The organism is Sphingomonas sp. AC449 (genome assembly GCF_979253475.1).
The window spans coordinates 164465-181864 of sequence record NZ_CEEDCZ010000003.1 but is presented as its reverse complement, the minus strand read 5'-3'; the positions used below and the strand labels follow the sequence as shown (position 1 = coordinate 181864).

Annotated in this window: 16 protein-coding genes; 8 read left to right on the top strand and 8 right to left on the bottom strand. The window is 66.0% G+C overall.

Annotation, left to right across the window (positions count from 1 at the left end):
- Positions 1-5: 5 nt before the first annotated feature.
- Together AC0CH3_RS07455 and AC0CH3_RS07450 are read right to left on the bottom strand one after the other, a co-directional pair.
- A complete protein-coding gene (locus AC0CH3_RS07455) occupies positions 6-2924 on the bottom strand; it encodes a PAS domain-containing protein (RefSeq protein WP_465237735.1) in 2919 nt (972 codons plus the stop codon).
- Between the two features lie 182 nt (positions 2925-3106).
- Positions 3107-3910 carry an N-formylglutamate amidohydrolase gene (locus AC0CH3_RS07450; RefSeq protein WP_465237734.1) on the bottom strand — a complete coding sequence of 268 codons (804 nt, stop codon included), beginning with the start codon at positions 3908-3910 and terminating at the stop codon, positions 3107-3109.
- On the opposite strand from AC0CH3_RS07450, the gene AC0CH3_RS07445 reads away from it, so the two are divergent.
- The 3 genes from AC0CH3_RS07445 to AC0CH3_RS07435 all read left to right on the top strand — a co-directional run bounded on the left by AC0CH3_RS07445 (position 3909) and on the right by AC0CH3_RS07435 (position 6123).
- The gene (locus tag AC0CH3_RS07445) at positions 3909-4871 is read left to right on the top strand and encodes a transglutaminase family protein (protein WP_354299959.1); all 963 of its coding nucleotides are present in this window, start codon (positions 3909-3911) and stop codon (positions 4869-4871) included. The genes AC0CH3_RS07450 and AC0CH3_RS07445 overlap by 2 nt on opposite strands.
- Before the next feature lie 13 nt (positions 4872-4884).
- Positions 4885-5700 (top strand): transglutaminase-like domain-containing protein, encoded by an 816-nt coding sequence (locus tag AC0CH3_RS07440; protein ID WP_354299958.1) that lies wholly within the window; start codon positions 4885-4887, stop codon positions 5698-5700.
- 87 nt (positions 5701-5787) lie between these two features.
- Complete coding sequence (locus AC0CH3_RS07435; RefSeq protein ID WP_056024276.1) at positions 5788-6123, top strand: hypothetical protein; 336 nt, start codon at positions 5788-5790, stop codon at positions 6121-6123.
- Positions 6124-6139: 16 nt separating this feature from the next.
- Here the strand turns inward: AC0CH3_RS07435 and AC0CH3_RS07430 are convergent, their stop codons facing one another.
- Together AC0CH3_RS07430 and AC0CH3_RS07425 are read right to left on the bottom strand one after the other, a co-directional pair.
- Positions 6140-6874 carry a Crp/Fnr family transcriptional regulator gene (locus AC0CH3_RS07430; protein WP_082446148.1) on the bottom strand — a complete coding sequence of 245 codons (735 nt, stop codon included), beginning with the start codon at positions 6872-6874 and terminating at the stop codon, positions 6140-6142.
- A 75-nt stretch (positions 6875-6949) separates the two neighbouring features.
- Positions 6950-7555, bottom strand: coding sequence for an arylesterase (locus AC0CH3_RS07425; protein WP_354299956.1), 606 nt, complete (start codon positions 7553-7555; stop codon positions 6950-6952).
- Between the two features lie 181 nt (positions 7556-7736).
- Between AC0CH3_RS07425 and AC0CH3_RS07420 the strand changes: the two genes are divergently transcribed.
- The 5 genes from AC0CH3_RS07420 to AC0CH3_RS07400 all read left to right on the top strand — a co-directional run bounded on the left by AC0CH3_RS07420 (position 7737) and on the right by AC0CH3_RS07400 (position 13491).
- Positions 7737-8411: an ABC transporter ATP-binding protein gene (locus AC0CH3_RS07420; protein ID WP_354299954.1), complete on the top strand. Its 675-nt coding sequence runs from the start codon at positions 7737-7739 to the stop codon at positions 8409-8411.
- On the top strand, positions 8408-10906 hold the full coding sequence (locus AC0CH3_RS07415) for an ABC transporter permease (RefSeq protein ID WP_354299953.1): 2499 nt from the start codon (positions 8408-8410) through the stop codon (positions 10904-10906). The genes AC0CH3_RS07420 and AC0CH3_RS07415 overlap by 4 nt, the downstream gene beginning before the upstream one ends.
- A gap of 112 nt (positions 10907-11018) precedes the next feature.
- Entirely contained in the window at positions 11019-12236 is a 1218-nt protein-coding gene (locus AC0CH3_RS07410) for a YihY/virulence factor BrkB family protein (RefSeq protein WP_354299951.1), read from the top strand.
- 16 nt (positions 12237-12252) lie between these two features.
- Complete coding sequence (locus AC0CH3_RS07405) at positions 12253-12624, top strand: ribonuclease HI family protein (protein ID WP_354299949.1); 372 nt, start codon at positions 12253-12255, stop codon at positions 12622-12624.
- Between the two features lie 132 nt (positions 12625-12756).
- A complete protein-coding gene (locus tag AC0CH3_RS07400; protein ID WP_354299947.1) occupies positions 12757-13491 on the top strand; it encodes a Crp/Fnr family transcriptional regulator in 735 nt (244 codons plus the stop codon).
- Here AC0CH3_RS07400 and AC0CH3_RS07395 read toward each other — a convergent pair.
- The 4 genes from AC0CH3_RS07395 to AC0CH3_RS07380 form a co-directional block, all read right to left on the bottom strand.
- Positions 13488-14252 (bottom strand): 3'(2'),5'-bisphosphate nucleotidase CysQ, encoded by a 765-nt coding sequence (locus AC0CH3_RS07395; protein WP_354299946.1) that lies wholly within the window; start codon positions 14250-14252, stop codon positions 13488-13490. The genes AC0CH3_RS07400 and AC0CH3_RS07395 overlap by 4 nt on opposite strands.
- Before the next feature lie 5 nt (positions 14253-14257).
- Positions 14258-16171 carry a sulfate adenylyltransferase subunit CysN gene (gene cysN / locus AC0CH3_RS07390; protein ID WP_354299944.1) on the bottom strand — a complete coding sequence of 638 codons (1914 nt, stop codon included), beginning with the start codon at positions 16169-16171 and terminating at the stop codon, positions 14258-14260.
- The gene (gene cysD / locus AC0CH3_RS07385) at positions 16171-17070 is read right to left on the bottom strand and encodes a sulfate adenylyltransferase subunit CysD (RefSeq protein ID WP_354299942.1); all 900 of its coding nucleotides are present in this window, start codon (positions 17068-17070) and stop codon (positions 16171-16173) included. The genes cysN and cysD overlap by 1 nt, the downstream gene beginning before the upstream one ends.
- Positions 17071-17157: 87 nt before the next feature.
- A complete protein-coding gene (locus AC0CH3_RS07380; protein ID WP_333993497.1) occupies positions 17158-17376 on the bottom strand; it encodes a hypothetical protein in 219 nt (72 codons plus the stop codon).
- Positions 17377-17400 lie beyond the last annotated feature (24 nt).

Below are 17400 nucleotides of genomic sequence, written 5' to 3'. Positions count from 1 at the left end.
CCTGATTATCGTAAGGTAATGAGATCCTTGATGCGTCCTGCCAGCGCCTCCATCGCAAACGGCTTGGTCATCACGTGCATGCCCGGGTCGAGATGCCCGTTGCCCACGACAGCATTCTCCGCATAGCCCGTGATGAAGAGGATCCGGAGGTCCGGGCGACCGACCCGTGCGGCGTCGGCCATCTGCCGGCCATTCATGCCGCCAGGCAGACCGACATCGGTCACCAGCAGATCGATCCGGACGTCCGACTGGAGAATCTTGAGCCCGGCAGGCCCGTCGCCCGCTTCGATCGCACAATATCCCAGCTCCTCGAGAACCTCGACGACGAGCATCCGCACCGTCGGCTCGTCGTCGACGACAAGGACGGTCTCGCCAGCACCGGCTCTCGGCGCTGCGGTCAGCTCCGAATCGGGCTCGGCGATTTCGGCATCACCGAAATGGCGTGGCAGATAGATGCAGACGTTCGTGCCCTCGCCAACCTCCGAATAGATCCGGACCTGCCCACCCGATTGTCGCGCGAAACCGTAGATCATCGAGAGTCCCAGCCCCGTACCGAGGCCGAGCGGCTTGGTCGTGAAGAACGGGTCGAAGGCCTTCGCAATCACCTCGGGGGTCATCCCGGTGCCCGAATCGGATACGCACAGCGAGACATATTGTCCCGGATCGAGGTCGCGCTCACGCCCGGTTCTGAGATCGATCCACCGGTTTCCCGTCTCGATCGTGAGCCGCCCCCCGCTCGGCATCGCGTCGCGCGCGTTGATGCACAGGTTGAGGATCGCGTTCTCGAGCTGATTGGGATCGACGAGCGTTGGCCAAAGGCCTGCCGCGGTGACGACCTCGACCGTGACGTCGGGGCCGACGGTGCGGGTGACCAGCTCCTGAAGCCCGCCGACCAGCCGGTTGACGTCGGTCGGCCGGGGGTCGAGCGTCTGACGCCTCGAGAACGCCAGGAGCCGGTGAGTCAGCGCCGCTGCACGCTTCGCCGCGCCCTGTGCCGCGATCGAATAGCGTTCGACATCGCTGAGTCGCCCTTGCGCGATCCGAACGCCAAGGAGCTCGAGGCTGCCGATGATCCCGGTCAGCAGATTGTTGAAATCATGCGCGATGCCGCCGGTAAGCTGACCCACCGCCTCCATTTTCTGGCTTTGCCGGAGCGCCGCTTCGGCCTCCATCAGCTCGTGCGTGCGCGTCGCGACCTGATCTTCCAGCGTCTGGTTCCACTGCGCCATCTCGGCGGCCTGGCGTCGGCGATCGTCGATATCGGTGTTGGTGCCGACCCAGCGCGTGATCGCCCCCGCCGGGTTGCGCACGGCCTCCGCCCGGACGAGAAACCACCGATAGATGCCATCGGCCCGGCGGATGCGAAACTCCGTCGAATAGTATGTGCCCGACGAAAGCGCGTCGCGCCATGCGTCCATGGATTGGTCGCGGTCATCGGGATGGACGAGCGATCCCCAGTCTTCGAGACCTTCGAGGTTGTCGCGTTCAAAACCCGTATAGTCGTAGACCTGGTTATTGAACCAGCCGAGTTTCCCGTCAGGCGCTGCAGCCCAGATCTGGTTGGGGACGGCCTGAGCGAAAACTCGAAACTGTTCCTCGCTTTCGCGCAGTGCCGCTTCGGCGCGAAGGCGTTCGGTCGCCGCGCGCACGCGCTCGGCGACGTCGCGCATCAGGCGTATCTCTTCGCTCGCCCAGACACGCGGGTGTTCGTGGTTGGCATAGATGATCGCCACGAAACCCTGCTGTTCGAGCAATGGCATGTTGATGAACGACGATGCACTGATCCGCTTCAGGACCTCCGCCGAACCAGCAGTGCGCGGGTCGTGCTCGACATCCGCGATCGCGACGACCTCGCCACGCTTCAGATCCTCGATGTAACTCCCGTGCTGACGGAAATGGAGCGTACCTGCGAGCGTCGCTATGCCGTCCGCGTTCCAGTCTCTCGCGACGGTGATCGTCTCCGCGACCGGATCGATAACGCCGTAGCCGACGCGGCTTACCTGCAAAGCCCGGCCAAGGATTTCCGACGCCGCATACGCGATCTCTCCGGGATCAGTCATTTCCCTGACGACGTCGCCGAGCGCGAGCAACGCTGTCTGGCGAACCTCCGCAAGCTTGCGCGCGGTGATTTCAAAGCTGATTCCGGGAAAGCGGAGCGGGGCGCCGTCAGGCGACAGCTCGCACCGTCCCTGTGCGGTCACCCAACGGATCGAGCCGTCACTGTCGAGAAGCCGGTATTCCGCCACAAATGCCCCGCCGGAGGCGAGCGCCGCATCAATATGCTGACGGGTCGCAGCGATGTCGTCGGGATGGATCCGCGCGAAAAACCGGGCCAGCGGCGCGCCCGCACGGGCAGCGTCGGGGTCGACGCCATACAGCGCCGCGAACCGCGCGTCGGCCGTCACGCGGTCCTCGGCGACATCCCAGTTCCAAGTCCCGATCCCGCTACCTGCCGAGAGAGCGAGTTGCAGCCGCTCCTCGGATTCGTGCACCGCGATCTCGGTCTGCCGCCGCTTGGTGATGTCGGTGAAGATGATCGCGACGGTGTGCGCCGCCGGATCGCCGATCCGCGCCGCCTGCACTTCGAACCAGCGCCCCATCGCAGCCGACCCGTCTTCGAAACGCATCGGCTCCCCGGTCAGGGCGATGCGACCATAGGTGTCGATCCAGTGCTGTTCGAGGCCCGGCGCCAGCGTCCGCGCGGTTTGTCCGACCGGATCGACGAGCCCGGTCTGCAACTCGAACTGCGGGTTCACCTCCAGGAAGCGGTAGTCGACCGGGCGATCGTTCTCGAACAGCATTTCGATGATACAGAAGCCGGCATCGATCGCTTCGAACAGCGCACGGTATCGCGCCTCGGTCGGGATCTGCGGCGGCGTCGAAGCACGAGCCTCCGCCGGGGTGTTCGTCAGGTTCGAAGGCATCTGTGCAGGGTACTTCTGGTCGTGAGAATGACGGGGACGCGTTTGTAAGTAATTTGCCCCGTCTGAACGCGTCCGGCGCGCCGGATGATCCCGAGCTTTTGCGACGATCCCGATGATCGGTCGCTAGCGGCGCGCGAAAGTCGGGCGAGCACGTCTTGCCTATGGGTCGAAGGACAGGAGGCTTACGATGCGCAGGCCGAAACGAGCGCGTGTGCAATCCTGTCGGCCCAGTGCCGGCATCCCTCGTGGTCGGCGATCAGGTCCTGACGGATCTCGATCTCGGCATAGGGCAGGCGATCCGGATAGGCATGCCGGGGGATCGTATAGTCGATCAGATCCATGCGATAGGGTTCGTTGTCGCCGACGACGAGATCCGGGTCCGCGGTCAGAACATTCAACAGCGTGGTGGCAAATGTCGTGTCGCCACCGTCGTGAAGAATGCCGATGTGCCAGGGGCGCAGCGTCGCTGTGGCACGATCGCCGGACGTAGCCAGTGCCCGCATCAGCGGCGTGAAACTATGCAGCGCGATCAGGATTGTCGTCCGACCGGCGGCCGTGCCGCGCGCGACCTCATGCGCGATTGCCGCGTGATACGGCTCGTGTATCGCCGCGAAGCGCTCCGCCTTCGCCTCGTCCGACAATGCAAGGTTGCCGGGTATGACCGTGGTGTCGCTGACTTCCGCGATGGCGTCGGGTTGCGCTGGAGAACGGTTGCAGTCGACGACCAGCCGGGAATAGGCCTGACGAATGAACACCGCGTCGAGCCGTTCGGCCAGCATCGCGCCGGTCTCGGCGATGCCGATGTCCCAGCCGATATGCCGCGACAGTTCGTCCGACGTGATGCCGAGCGATGCCAGCGCGTTCGGGACCGCATTTCCCGCATGATCGCCGATCAGGAGGAACGATGACGTCCCTCCCGGGTTGACTATCGCGACCGGTGGAATGTCTTCTGCCGTAATCAGCGGGCGGTGAGGCTCGCTGGTCATGCGACACGGATCCTTGATGCCATTTCTCACACTCTCCCACGTGACGACATATTCTTACCGCAACCCGGTCTCGTTTGGCGAGCATCGGATCATGGTTCGGCCGCGCGAAAGCCACGACCAGCGCCTGATCTCGGCCGAGTTGACGATCACGCCCGAACCGGCCCAAGTCCGCTGGCTGCATGACGTGCTGGGCAATTCCGTCGCGGTGGCAACGTTCGACAGGCGTGCAAAGGACCTCGTGTTCGATAGCCGCGTGCGGCTCGAGCATAGTCCCGCCGACCTCGAAAGCGTGCATATCGAAGATTATGCCCGGCTCTATCCCTTTACCTATTCCTCGGAAGACATGCCCGACCTGCTGCGATCGATCGAGCGCCAGCATCACGATCCGTTGCGGGAGATCGATCGCTGGGCGCGCCGGTTCGTCGATGTTTCGGGTCAGACGGATACGCTGGCGATGCTGTCCTCGATGACGGCAGCGATCCGGCGAGAGTTCACCTATGTCCCGCGCCCGGAAAAGGGGACGCAATCGCCGATCGAGACGCTCGCCAAACGCAAGGGGACGTGTCGCGACTATGCCATGCTGATGATCGAGGCGGTGCGCGCGCTCGGGTTCGCGGCGCGGTTCGTGTCCGGCTATGTCTATAGCCCGACGAAGCGGGATCAGCGCACGGGCGGCGGGAACACGCATGCCTGGGTTCGCGTCTATCTGCCCGGCTCTGGTTGGGTCGAGTTCGACCCGACCAACGGTATCGTCGGCAGCCGTGGCTTGATCCGCGTCGCGATCGCCCGTGACATTTATCAGGCCGTGCCCGTGTCCGGCACCTGGGCCGGCTTTCCCGGAAGCTTCGAGGACATGACCGTGTCCGTCGACGTCGCCGTCGACGATCCGGCTGAGACCAACGCCCAGATTTCCAATACTCAACCGTCAGTTGCGCCGCCGCCACGCAAGGTGAAGGCATGAAAGGGTCGATTGCATGCTGATACGTGCCGGTTACAAGATCCGTTTCGAGGCGGAGGCGCCGACGCCGCTGATGGCGATGCTGTCGATTCACCCATCGCGGAACAAGGATCTGGTCTCGCCGCACCGGATCGTCGCGGGTCCCGATATCCCGATGTACGATTATCTCGACGCGTTCGGAAACGTATGTACGCGGATGACGATCCCTGCGGGTGGATTGACGTTGTCGTGCGATTTCACGGTGACTGACGACGGCAAGCCCGATCCTGTCGACCTCGACGCGCAACAGCATGCCGTGGAGGATCTGCCCGACGAGATTCTGGTCTTCCTGCTCGGCAGCCGCTATTGCGAGACAGACCGGCTGTCGGAAACCGCATGGTCATTGTTCGGCCACGTCCCGTCCGGCTGGGCGCGCGTCCAGGCGATCGTCGCGTTCACGCATGATCATATCGAATTTGGCTATCATCACGCGCGCTCGACCAAGACCGCATGGGATGCGCATCAGGAACAGCAGGGCGTATGTCGTGATTTCGCGCATCTTGCGATCACGTTGTGCCGATGCATGAACATCCCGGCGCGTTATTGCACCGGGTATCTCGGCGATATCGGCATAGCGCCGGTCGATGCGCCGATGGATTTCTCCGCATGGTTCGACGTCTATCTCGGTGGCCGCTGGCACACGTTCGACGCGCGCCACAACACGCCGCGGATCGGCCGGATCCTGATGGCACGGGGAAGGGATGCGACCGATGCGGCGCTCACCACCACGTTCGGTCGGGCGCAACTGGTGGGGTTCGATGTCCATACGGACGCGGTCGAAGCGACGGCTTGAGCGTTTCGCACTGTCCGTTTATCCTTGTCAGACGCCGAACGTTCGTGCGAACGGCGCGTGATTCCCAACTATGCTGCGATGCACAATATGCCTGCTGACACGACCGGTACCGTCCCTTCGAACGCCAACGCGCTATTGCTGCAGGCTATCGCGCTGCGACGGTGTGTGACTGCCGTCTATAACCGCATGCACGTGAAGCTCGCACCACACATCCTGTTCACCAAGCACGATGACGTGTTCGTCGACGCGGTAACGCTGCTGCGCGATGGCCAGCCCCCGCGCGAGATCAAGCTGGGGACGTTCAAGCTTGCCGGCCTGAAGGATATCGCGGTCGACGAGGACGGGTTCAAGACCGATGCCATCTTCAACCCGCACGACATCAAATATGAAGGCGTGACGCTGTTCGTCGTCGAGCCGAACTAACCGGCCGCCTCCCACTTCAGGGGGCAGCGGGAAGCCACGCGGTTTCGATCTCGCCGTAGCGGTCGACAAACCCCGTCTGTCGCATGAGCGAGTCCGGATCGATCAGACGAAGCCGGCGCCCGTTGCGTTCGATGACGCCATCACGTTCGAGCGCCCGGATCGTCCGATTGACGTGCACCTTCGTCAGCCCGAGTGCGTCGCCGATGTCGCTCTGTGTCAACGGCAGATCATAGGAATCGATCACGCCGCCTGCCGTCACGCGCAGCCGGGCGAGGATATCGAGCAGCAGCGTCGTCAGTCGTTCGGTCGCACCCTTGCGGCCGATCGACGTCAGCCGGTCGCTCATCGCGACGTTTTCCGCGGCGGCGATGGCATAGAGCAAACCAGCAAGCCGGGGCTGTTGGCGAAATATCCGGCCCAGCTCGACCTTCGGAAGCTCCATCACCGTACTGTCCGACACCGCGGTCAGCGTCGCGGAGGCCACCGACCACGCGATGCTCGACGTCCCGATCAGGTCGCCCGCATAATGGAACCGCAGGATCTGACGCCCGCCCGTCGAGAGCTTTGCGGACGAGTGCAGCCAGCCATAATGCACCACGAACAGCGTGTCGCTGAGCCCGCCCTCGGCCATCAGGATCTCGCCGGGCTTCAGGCGAACTTCACGATGTTCCGCGCTGGTGATCGCCTCGCGCTCGCCCGCGGTCAGCACGAGATGCCTCTCAAGCCGTGCAATCAACCCACTTCGATGCATCGTTCCGCCCCCGTAACACAGATTATTCGGCCAGTTGAGACTACGCCTCGCGATCGTCAACCGGTTAGGGCCGTATCAGCCTTTACCAAGCTGTCCCATAACGATCGGCGTAAGACGATCCGCGATATGATCGATCCCGCTGGCATTCGGGTGGACATAATCGCGCTGCATGAGCGCAGGCTGTCCGATCACCCCGTCGAGAATGAAGGGGTAGAGGCGCGCATCATAGGCTTTGGCAAGATCGGGCCATATCGTATCGAATGCGCGCTGATAGTCGGCACCCAGATTGGGGGGCGCGCGCATACCGGTGAGGATGACGGGAATGTCGCGGCGCTTGGCCTCGTCCATCATCGCCGTCAGGTTCGCCCGCGTCTCCGCAGGCGAGATCTGCCGCAAGACGTCATTGCCGCCCAGACCGAGCAGGATCAGGTCAGGTTTGCGGGCCATGCTGTCGAGCGCGAAGGCAAAGCGCCGCCGTCCAGCGGCGCTGGTGTCCCCCGATACGCCCGCGTTGACGATCGTCGCATTGGTACCCGCCCGACGCAGGTTCGCCTGCACGACGTCCGGCAGGCTCTGACCACGTGCCACGCCATAGCCTGCATAGAGGCTGTCACCGAAGGCGAGGATCAGCCGCTGAGCACCAGCCGGCGCGGCGGGCATCGCCCCGACATTGTCCGTCACGGCGTTCTGGCTTGAGGCGGCGACGGTGGATGGCTCGCGATCGGACGACGGCGTCGCCGACTCGTCGGGCCGATTGCAGCCGGCGACGGCCAAGGCTTGGAGAAGGGCGGCCGCGACCGCATATGAGGACCGATATCGCTCCAACGTAAAGATCTCCATGTCACAAGCAGCTTCCGACGATATGGTGATATCGGTCCGCGATGTCACGTTGACGCTGGGCACATCGACCGCGGCCACGCCGATCCTGAACAACATCGATCTGGATATCGCGCGCGGATCGAGCGTCGCATTGCTGGGTCCGTCGGGATCGGGCAAATCCTCTCTCATGGCGGTGCTGTCGGGGCTGGAGCAGGCGACGTCGGGTCATGTTCGGGTGGCCGGGCTCGACTTCACCGCACTGAGCGAAGACGATCTGGCGCGCGCGCGACGGGGGCGGATCGGTATCGTCCTGCAGGCATTCCATCTGCTGCCGACGATGACGGCGCTCGAGAACGTTGCCGTACCGATGGAGCTCGCGGGCATCGGCGATGCGTTCGATCGCGCACGCGCCGAGCTCGAGGCGGTCGGCCTTGCTCACCGGCTTGGTCATTATCCGACGCAGCTGTCGGGTGGCGAGCAGCAGCGCACCGCGATTGCCAGGGCGCTGGGGCCGCGCCCCGACCTTGTCTTTGCGGATGAGCCGACCGGCAATCTCGACGCCGCGACGGGCGCGGCGGTGATGGATCTGCTGTTCGAACGCCGCGCCGCGACGCGCGCGACGCTGGTCATCATCACGCATGACCCGGTTCTCGCCGCACGGTGCGACCGCACGGTGGAGCTCGGTGACGGCCGGATCGTCGGAGACCATCGCGCGTGAACGACTTTCGCGTGGCATGGCGCATCGCCCGGCGGGAGCTCAACCTCCAGTTCCGCGGGCTCCGTCTCCTGCTGGCCTGTCTGTTCCTCGGCGTGGGCGCGCTCGCCGCGATCGGCAGCCTCACCCGGGCTATCGACGACGAGCTTTCGGCTCGCGGCAGCACGATCCTCGGCGGCGACGTCGAATTTGCCGCCTCACAGCGTGCTGCCTCGGCGGACGAACGCGCGGCAATGGGCCAGCTCGGCCGTGTCTCGCAGACCGTCCGGATGCAGGCGATGGCGGTACGCCGCGGCACGAGTGTCCCGATCGAGCTGAAGGGCATCGACAGCGCCTATCCGCTATACGGCGCGCTCGCATTCGCACCGCGCGCCGGCCGTGCAACGCTGCTTGCCGACGGGGTCTGGATCTCGTCGGCACTGGCCGAGCGGATGAGGATCGGTAAGGGCGCAGCGCTCAATCTGGGCCGTGCCGGGTTCGTCGTGACGGGGGTGCTCACGGAGGAACCCGACCGCCTCGGCGAGGGCTTCACCTTGGGGCCGGTCGCGATCGTGTCGCTGGACGGGATTGCGCGTACCGGACTGGTGCAGCCCGGCAGCCTGTACGAAAGCAAGTATCGCGTGAGGCTCCCCGATGGCGTCGCGCCGCAGACCGCCGTCGATCGGATCAAGACCCGGTTCCCGAACGCCGGCTGGGAAACCAAGACGCGCGACCGCGCGGCGCCGGGAGCAGCGCGATTTGTCGAGCGGATGGGGCAGTTTCTGCTTCTGGTGGGGCTGGCGGCGCTCGTTATCGCGGGGATCGGGGTGGGGAACGGCGTATCGTCCTATCTCATCGCGCGTCGTCGGAGCATCGCGGCGCTGAAGGTGCTCGGTGCCACGTCGGGTATGATCGCACGGATCTACAGCCTGCAGATCGGCGCGGTCGCGGCGGTCGGCATTTCCGCGGGCCTCCTCGCGGGGGTGGCGGCAATACCGTTGATCGTCGCGGTGGCCGGCGACGTCCTGCCGGTCGCCCCGCGATTTGCTGTGCATCCGGCACCGCTCGCATTGGCCGCGGCCTACGGGCTGTTGATCGCGCTGGCCTTCACCGCGCCGCCCCTGATCGCAGCGGGGAGGGTGCCGGCAGCGGGGTTGCTGAGGGGGAGCCTGAGCGGGGGGACGACGGGGGCGCGCGCAACGCTTCTATGGGTAGGGGGTGCGGTTCTGGCGATCGTCGGCCTCGCGCTGGCGACGGCCGAGCAGCCGCGGCTCAGCGCGGGGTTCCTCGCCGCGGTCGCGGGCGTGCTCGGGCTGCTCGCAGGATTCGGGTGGCTCGTGCAGCGCGGCGCGGCGATGATCCCGCGTCCGCGCCGGCCGCTGCTGCGGCTGGCGCTCGCGGCGCTGCACCGGCCGGGGGCACGCACCACGACGCTGGTCGTCGCGCTCGGGCTGGGCCTGACGCTGTTCGTGCTGCTCGCGGCGATCCGCACGAGCATCGATGCGAACATCCAGCGGACGATCCCGCAACGCGCGCCGGCGCTGTTCGCGCTCGACGTTCCGCCCGAGCAGGCCAAGGCCTTCGCACGAATCGTCGCGGGGGTCGCGCGGCATCCCGTGATCGAGACCGTCCCCGCGATGCGCGGCACGATCACCGGCTATGGCACGACCCGCGTGGCTGATCTCAAGACCTTGCCCGAAGGCGCCTGGGCGCTGCGCGGCGAGCGCGGGCTCACCTATTCGGAAGGCGTCCCGAGCGGCAGCACGATCGTCGCCGGGCGGTGGTGGCCGCGCGGCTATGCGGGACCGCCGCTGGTCTCGATCGACGAGCGTCTCGGCAAGGCGCTGTCGCTCAGGATCGGCGACCCGATCAGCTATTCGCTGCTGGGCGTCGAACGAGAGGCGCGGATCGCGTCGTTCCGGCGGATCAGCTGGGACACGCTGGGGTTCAATTTCGTGATGGTGTTCTCGCCCAACGCAATCGCGGATGCACCGCACATGCTCGCCGCGACGATCGATCTCGACAAGGGCGAGGAGGGCGGGGTGATGCGCGCGCTCGCCGCCGTGTTCCCGTCGATCTCGGTGATCGAGGTCCGCGACGTCATCGGCCAGGTCCGCACGATCGTGTCGCAGATGGGCACCGCGATCACCGCAGCGGCGTCGGTGGCGATCCTCGCCGGGATCGCGGTGCTGATCGGGGCGATCGCGGCCGCACGCGAGGCGCGAACCTATGACGGCGTGATCCTGCGCACGCTCGGCGCCACGCGCTGGCAGGTGCTCGGCGTGCAGGCGCTCGAATATGCGGTCCTGACGCTCATCCTGGTCGGGTTCGCGCTGCTGCTAGGCCTTGGCGGCGCCTGGTATGTCGTGACGCAGGTCTTCAGCTTCACCTGGCTGCCGAGCTATCCGGCGGTCCTGCTGACCGTAATGGCGGGCGGCGGCATGACGATGGCGATCGGGCTGATCAGCAGCTGGCCGATCCTCGGTGCACGACCCGCCCGCGCGCTCCGCCAGCTGTGATCGCGCATCGTGGGTCCGGTGACAGGGGGCACCAATTGCGGGCCCCCGCGTTAGATGGAGGAGAAATGGGCATTCGGCGCGTCGGATGATGCCCGAAAAAGGGGAAGCGAAGGTGACGAGGACATTGGCTGACGGTAGCGATGCCGTCGATGTTGCGAACCCGTGGTCGATGTCGGGCGGCGCGTGGTGGGCCGTCCTCAAGCGGAGCTGGGCCGAGGCCGGTCGCGACAATATCGGCCTGATCGCGGCAGGAACCGCGTTTTACGCGTTTGCCGCGATCGTCCCGCTACTCGCATCGATCGTCCTGATCTATGGGCTCGTCGCCGATACCGCGACCGTCGTCTCCAACATCCGGGGGCTGTTCAGGGTCCTGCCTGCCGATGCCGCGCGGGTGATCGGCGACCAGCTTGCGACCGTCGTCAGCACGTCCGAGGGCAAGAAGGGGTTCGGCCTCATCCTCGCGCTCGTCCTCGCCCTCTACGGCGCCTCGAAAGGCGCGTCGTCGATCGTGACGGCGCTCAACATCGCGTATGAGGAAAGCGAGACGCGCGGGTTCATCGCTTCCTATGCGCTGTCGTTCGCGATCACCGCGGGGGCGGTGATCCTTGCGCTGACGGCCGCGCTTTCGACCGCGGCATTCGCGCTGCTCGACAGCCTCATACCCGCGGCGCCGACGATCGTCCTCACGCTGCTGCGCATGGTCAGCTACGCCGTGCTCGCGGCGTTGGCGGTGACGGCGGCGGCGTGCCTCTATCGGTTCGGGCCCAACCGCAAGCATGCAAAATGGGTGTGGCTGACCCCCGGTTCGCTCGCCGCGACGCTGATCTGGCTCGCCGCGACGGTCGGCTTCGGCTTCTACGTCTCGAACTTCGGCAATTACGGCGCGACCTACGGGTCGTTGAGCGCGGTGATCGTCCTGCTGACATGGCTCTGGCTGTCCGCCTATGTCTTCCTACTGGGGGCCGAACTCAACGCCGAGCTCGAGCATCAGACGGTGGCGGACACGACGGTCGGACCCGACCGGCCGATCGGTCAGCGTGGGGCGGCCGTGGCGGATGGCGTGCGCCAGCCCGACGCGGTGCCGTCGGACGCGGGTCAGAAGGTCGGGCAAGACGCCCGGGCCGCGCCGGGTATCGGCGTGCGAACCGCACAAGCGGGCGTGGCATCGCAGGTCGCAGGCGCCGGGATGCCTGCGTTCCTGCTGACGGTCGGCGGGCTCGGGGCGCTGCGACGCGGGTCGACGAAGGCAGGGATCGCAATGATGGTGATCGGTGCAGGACTCGCCTGGACCCGTCGGGATACCGATCCCGCCACCGCGCGCGAGGCGTGAGGTGGCGATAAGCGCCTTGCGTCTTTACTTCGACGGAGGCAGCCGTCCCAATCCCGGCGCGATCGAAATCGCCGTGGTGGTACGGGGCGTCGAGCATATCGTCACTGGCCTGGGTCCAGGCGACAACAGCGATGCAGAATGGATGGCTGCGATCCACGCGCTGCATGTTGCGCGGGATCTCGGGGCAGCAAGGGTCGACCTTCGCGGCGACTCGATGCTCGTCATCGGTCAGGCGCGGGGAACCGCGCCGTGTCGTTCGGACAGCCTGCGTGCGCACCTGAAGCAGTTCCAGACCGCGGCCGCCAGTTTCGAATCGGTCCGGCTGCGGCACATCGGCAGGGCGCAGAACCTTGCCGGGATCGCGCTGGCGCGACGCCATCCGCGGTGAGGTACAGGGCAGGCGAAACATAGACCATGTGATCGATGTTGATCCATGATATAGTACGTCATCGTCGCTTCTATGATGGCCGTCGACGACCGAGAGATGCGTGTGCTCCCGCCCAACCGCGGAAGCTATGCCATGACCACCGACCCACCGCTCACGCTGATGATCCGCAAGCTGGAAACGCATGCGCCGCTCGACGCCGAGGACCGCGCGGCGTTGCTCGCGCTGCCGCATACGGTGCGCACCTTCGACGCATCTGCCTATCTCGTTCGCGAAGGCGACCGGCCGGACAAATACGCGGTCCTGCTCAGCGGCTATGCCTTCCGCCAGAAACTGACCAGCGACGGGCTACGTCAGATTATATCCCTGCACATTCCGGGCGACATGCTCGACCTGCAGCATCTTCACCTCGAGGTCGCCGACCATAATGTCCAGACGCTGACCTCCGCCGACGTGGCGACGATCCCGCGCGCTGCGGTGCAGGCGCTCGCCCGGACGCGGCCGGGGGTCGAACACGCGCTGTTCGTTGCCGCGCTGGTCGAGGCATCGATCTTCCGCGAATGGGTGCTCAACATCGGCCGGCGGGATGCGCGATCGCGGCTGGCACACCTGCTCTGCGAATTCGCGGCACGGCTTGACGCCCAAGGGCTGACGCCCGGTCAGGCTTACGACTTTCCGATGACGCAGGAGCAGATCGGCGACGCGCTCGGACTGACCGCGGTCCATATCAACCGGACGCTGCGCGCGCTCGAAATCGAGGGACTGATCGTTCGCAACGGCCGGCAGGTCAGCTTCCCGAGTTGGACCGCGCTGCGCCAGGTCGCGGACTTCTCCGTCCGCTATCTCCATCTCGGTATGCAGCAGGCCTAGCGGCGCGCGGCGGCGATGGCGGCCAGCACCGGCCCGGCGAGCTCGGGGCGGCAGATCAGCAGATCCGGGAGCAGCGGATCCGCGCAATTGTAGACGAGCGGGCTGCCGTCGATCCGCGAGGCATGCAGCCCTGCGGCCATCGCGACCGCCGCGGGTGCGCAATTGTCCCATTCATACTGTCCCCCGTCATGGAGGTATATCTCGGCGCGGCCGTCGACGACCGCCATCGCCTTTGCGCCCGCCGAGCCCATCGGGATCATCGTCGCGTGCATCGTCTCGCCGACCAGCCGCGCGATGTCGGGTGCGCGCGACCGGCTGACCACGATACGCGGCGGCGATCGGCTCTCGCAGCGGACATGGACGGGATCGTCCGTGGTGTGCACCGCATCGCGCGCCGGGACGGCTACGGAACCGACATGGGGCACGCCATCGACGGACAGGCCGATATGGACGGCCCAGTCGTCAAGGCCCGCGGCATATTCGCGCGTGCCGTCGAGCGGATCGATGATCCACACGCGCCGCGCCGCGCATCGCCGCCCGTCGTCGAGCGACTCCTCCGACAGGATGAAGTCGTCGGGCCGTTCGGCGCGAAGCCGATCGATGATGAGCGTGTTGGCCTCACGGTCTCCCGCGTCACCCAGCGCCTTGCTCGACAGTGTCCCACGCGCGCGGATCTCGAGCAGCAGCGCGCCCGCGGCCAGTGCAAGCGACCGCGCGAGCTGCGCGTCGGCGCCCGCACCATCGTCGTCACGCTCGGACATTGCCGTCAAAGCTCGTAGCTCCAGACGCCAAGGACATGCTCGACGATGCGTTCCGCCGCGGCCTCGGGCGTTTCGTGCGTCGTATCGATGCGGATGTCGGGACGCTGGGGCGCCTCGTAGGGGCTCGATATGCCGGTGAAGTCGGCGATCTCGCCCGCCCGCGCCTTTGCGTAGAGGCCCTTGACGTCGCGCGCCTCGGCGGCCGCCAGCGGCGTGTCGACGAAGATTTCCACGAAAGCGCCCGGGTCCACCATGGCTCGCACCATGTCACGTTCGGCGCGGAAGGGCGAGATGAACGCGGTCAGGACGATCAGGCCAGCATCGGCCATCAGCCGCGCCACCTCGCCGACGCGCCGGATATTCTCGATCCGTCCCGCCTCGGTGAAATCGAGATCGCGGTTCAGCCCGTGACGGATATTGTCCCCGTCGAGCAGGAAGCTGTGCCGCCCAAGCGCGAACAGCCGCTTCTCGACGAGATTGGCGATCGTCGACTTGCCCGACCCCGAAAGACCGGTGAACCACAGGATCCGCGGCGTCTGGCCCTTTTGCGCGGCGTGCGCCTCGCGCGTCACGTCGATCGACTGCCAGTGCACGTTCTGCGCACGCCGCAGCGCCGACTGTATCATGCCCGCGGCGACGGTCGCATTTGTCGCGCGATCGATCAGGATGAAGCCGCCGAGTTCGGCACCCGCGTCATAGGGCTCGAACACGATGGCCCGGTCGGTATACACCTCCGCGACGCCGATATCGTTGAGCGAAAGCGTCGGCGCGGACAGTTCCGCCTGCGTATTGACGTCGACGACGTGGCGGGGCGGCTGGACGGTCGCGCCGACGAGCTGCGTACCGATCTTGAGTTGATAGCTGCGGCCCGGCACCAGCGGCGCGTCCGCCATCCAGACGAGCGTCGCGAGGAACTGATCCGCCGCCTCGGGCGGTGCATCGGCGGCCGCGATGACGTCGCCGCGCGAGCAGTCGACCTCGTCGGCCAGCACGAGCGTCACCGACTGGCCCGCGACCGCCTGCGCAAGGTCGCCGTCAAGCGTCGCGATACGCGCGATCGTCGTCGTCTTTCCCGAGGGCACGATGCGGACACGGTCGCCGGGCGACACCACCCCGCTCGCGATCGTCCCCGCAAAGCCGCGAAAGTCGAGGTCGGGCCGGTTGACCCATTGGACCGGCAGGCGAAAGTCGAGGGCCTGGCGCGCATCGGCTTCGATCGCGACGGACTCGAGATGCGCGAGCAGCGGCTGGCCGGTATACCACGGCATTGCCGGCGCGGGCGTCGCGACGTTCTCACCCGTCAGCCCGGACAACGGGATCGCGGCGAACCGGCTGATGCCGATCGAGGCGGCGAAGATGCGATACTCCTCGACGATCGCGTCGAAGCGCGCTTCGTCATGCCCGACGAGATCCATCTTGTTCACCGCCAGGACGATCTCGCGGATGCCGACGAGATGCGCAAGATAGCTGTGGCGCCGCGTCTGGGTGAGCACGCCCTTGCGCGCATCGATCAGGATCACCGCAAGATCCGCGGTCGAGGCACCGGTGACCATGTTGCGCGTATATTGTTCGTGGCCCGGCGTATCCGCGACGATGAACTTGCGCTTCTCGGTCGAGAAGAAGCGATAGGCGACGTCGATCGTGATACCCTGCTCGCGTTCGGCGGCCAGACCGTCGACGAGCAGCGCGAAGTCGATATTCTGCCCCTGGGTTCCGACCCGACGGCTGTCCGCCTCGAGCGTCGCGAGCTGATCGGCGAAGATCGTCTTCGAATCGTAGAGCAGCCGGCCGATCAGCGTCGACTTGCCGTCGTCGACCGAACCGCAGGTGATGAACCGCAGCATCGACTTGTTGGCATGCGTATCAAGATAGGCGTCGATGTCGGACGCGATCAGCGCTTCGGGCGTATAGGCGGTCATCAAAAATATCCCTCGCGCTTCTTCTTCTCCATGCTGGCCGCCTGATCGTGATCGATCGCACGGCCCTGGCGCTCGCTGGTCGTCGTCAGCAGCATCTCCTGGATCACGGCGGGCAGCGTCGCCGCCTCGCTCTCCACCGCGCCCGTCAGCGGGTAGCAGCCGAGCGTGCGGAAGCGGATCGATCGCTCGACCGGAACCTCGCCGTCGCGGAGCCGGAAGCGCTCGTCGTCGACCATCAACACCATGCCGTCGCGTTCTATGGTGGGGCGGGGGGCCGCGAAATAGAGCGGGACGATCTCGATCCCCTCGGCGAGGATATATTGCCAGATGTCGAGCTCGGTCCAGTTCGACAGCGGAAAGACGCGGATGCTCTCGCCCCGCGCGATGCGCGTGTTGTAGAGCCGCCAGAGTTCGGGACGCTGCGCCTTGGGATCCCAGCCATGGCTCGCGGAGCGGAAGCTGAAGATGCGCTCCTTCGCGCGGCTCTTCTCCTCGTCGCGCCGCGCACCGCCGAACGCCGCATCATAGCCGCCCGCGGTCAGCGCCTGTTTCAGCCCCTCGGTCTTCCACATATCCGTGTGGCGACTGCCGTGGTCGAACGGATTGATCCCCTGCGCCTGCGCGTCGGGGTTGGTATGGACGATCAGTTCCATCCCGGCATCCGCGGCGGCGCGATCGCGAAGCTCGTACATCGCGCGGAATTTCCACGTCGTATCGACATGGAGCAGCGGGAAGGGGGGGCGCGCCGGGAAGAACGCCTTCTTCGCGAGATGCAGCATCACGGCCGAATCCTTGCCGACCGAATACAGCATCACCGGCCGCTCCGCCTCGGCGACGACTTCACGCAGGATGTGGATGCTTTCGGCCTCGAGCCGCTGCAGGTGAGTAAGCGCTGTCATGCCGTTGCAGATAAGCATGTCCGCGGGGCGTGCGACCAACTTAAAGTGTTGACCGGCAAAGCGCGACGGCGGCGACGCGCTGCGCGATCAGTCGGGCGGGCGGTTTGCGACCGAATCGATCAATCGCCCGCCGGCCATGAACACGGCGGTCGAGCAGGCCGCAAACAGCAGCCACCCGCCATAGCCAGGATATTGCTCCATATAATGTCGACCGCGCTCGACGGCGCCGAGCCCGAGGCCATAGATGACGAGAAACGCCTCGAACTTGGTCTTGATGATGAACAGGCGGGCAAAGCGGTTCCACATGAAGCTATCGATGCAAGGGTCGCG

Coding starts and splice junctions, on each gene's coding strand:
- AC0CH3_RS07380 (WP_333993497.1), bottom strand. CDS start 17,376: ATGTGGAACCGCTTTGCCCGCCTGTTCATCATCAAGACCAAGTTCGAG.
- AC0CH3_RS07400 (WP_354299947.1), top strand. CDS start 12,757: ATGACCACCGACCCACCGCTCACGCTGATGATCCGCAAGCTGGAAACG.
- AC0CH3_RS07395 (WP_354299946.1), bottom strand. CDS start 14,252: ATGTCCGAGCGTGACGACGATGGTGCGGGCGCCGACGCGCAGCTCGCG.
- cysD (WP_354299942.1), bottom strand. CDS start 17,070: ATGACAGCGCTTACTCACCTGCAGCGGCTCGAGGCCGAAAGCATCCAC.
- AC0CH3_RS07420 (WP_354299954.1), top strand. CDS start 7,737: ATGGTGATATCGGTCCGCGATGTCACGTTGACGCTGGGCACATCGACC.
- AC0CH3_RS07430 (WP_082446148.1), bottom strand. CDS start 6,874: ATGCATCGAAGTGGGTTGATTGCACGGCTTGAGAGGCATCTCGTGCTG.
- cysN (WP_354299944.1), bottom strand. CDS start 16,171: ATGACCGCCTATACGCCCGAAGCGCTGATCGCGTCCGACATCGACGCC.
- AC0CH3_RS07435 (WP_056024276.1), top strand. CDS start 5,788: ATGCCTGCTGACACGACCGGTACCGTCCCTTCGAACGCCAACGCGCTA.
- AC0CH3_RS07445 (WP_354299959.1), top strand. CDS start 3,909: ATGCGACACGGATCCTTGATGCCATTTCTCACACTCTCCCACGTGACG.
- AC0CH3_RS07450 (WP_465237734.1), bottom strand. CDS start 3,910: ATGACCAGCGAGCCTCACCGCCCGCTGATTACGGCAGAAGACATTCCA.
- AC0CH3_RS07455 (WP_465237735.1), bottom strand. CDS start 2,924: ATGCCTTCGAACCTGACGAACACCCCGGCGGAGGCTCGTGCTTCGACG.
- AC0CH3_RS07440 (WP_354299958.1), top strand. CDS start 4,885: ATGCTGATACGTGCCGGTTACAAGATCCGTTTCGAGGCGGAGGCGCCG.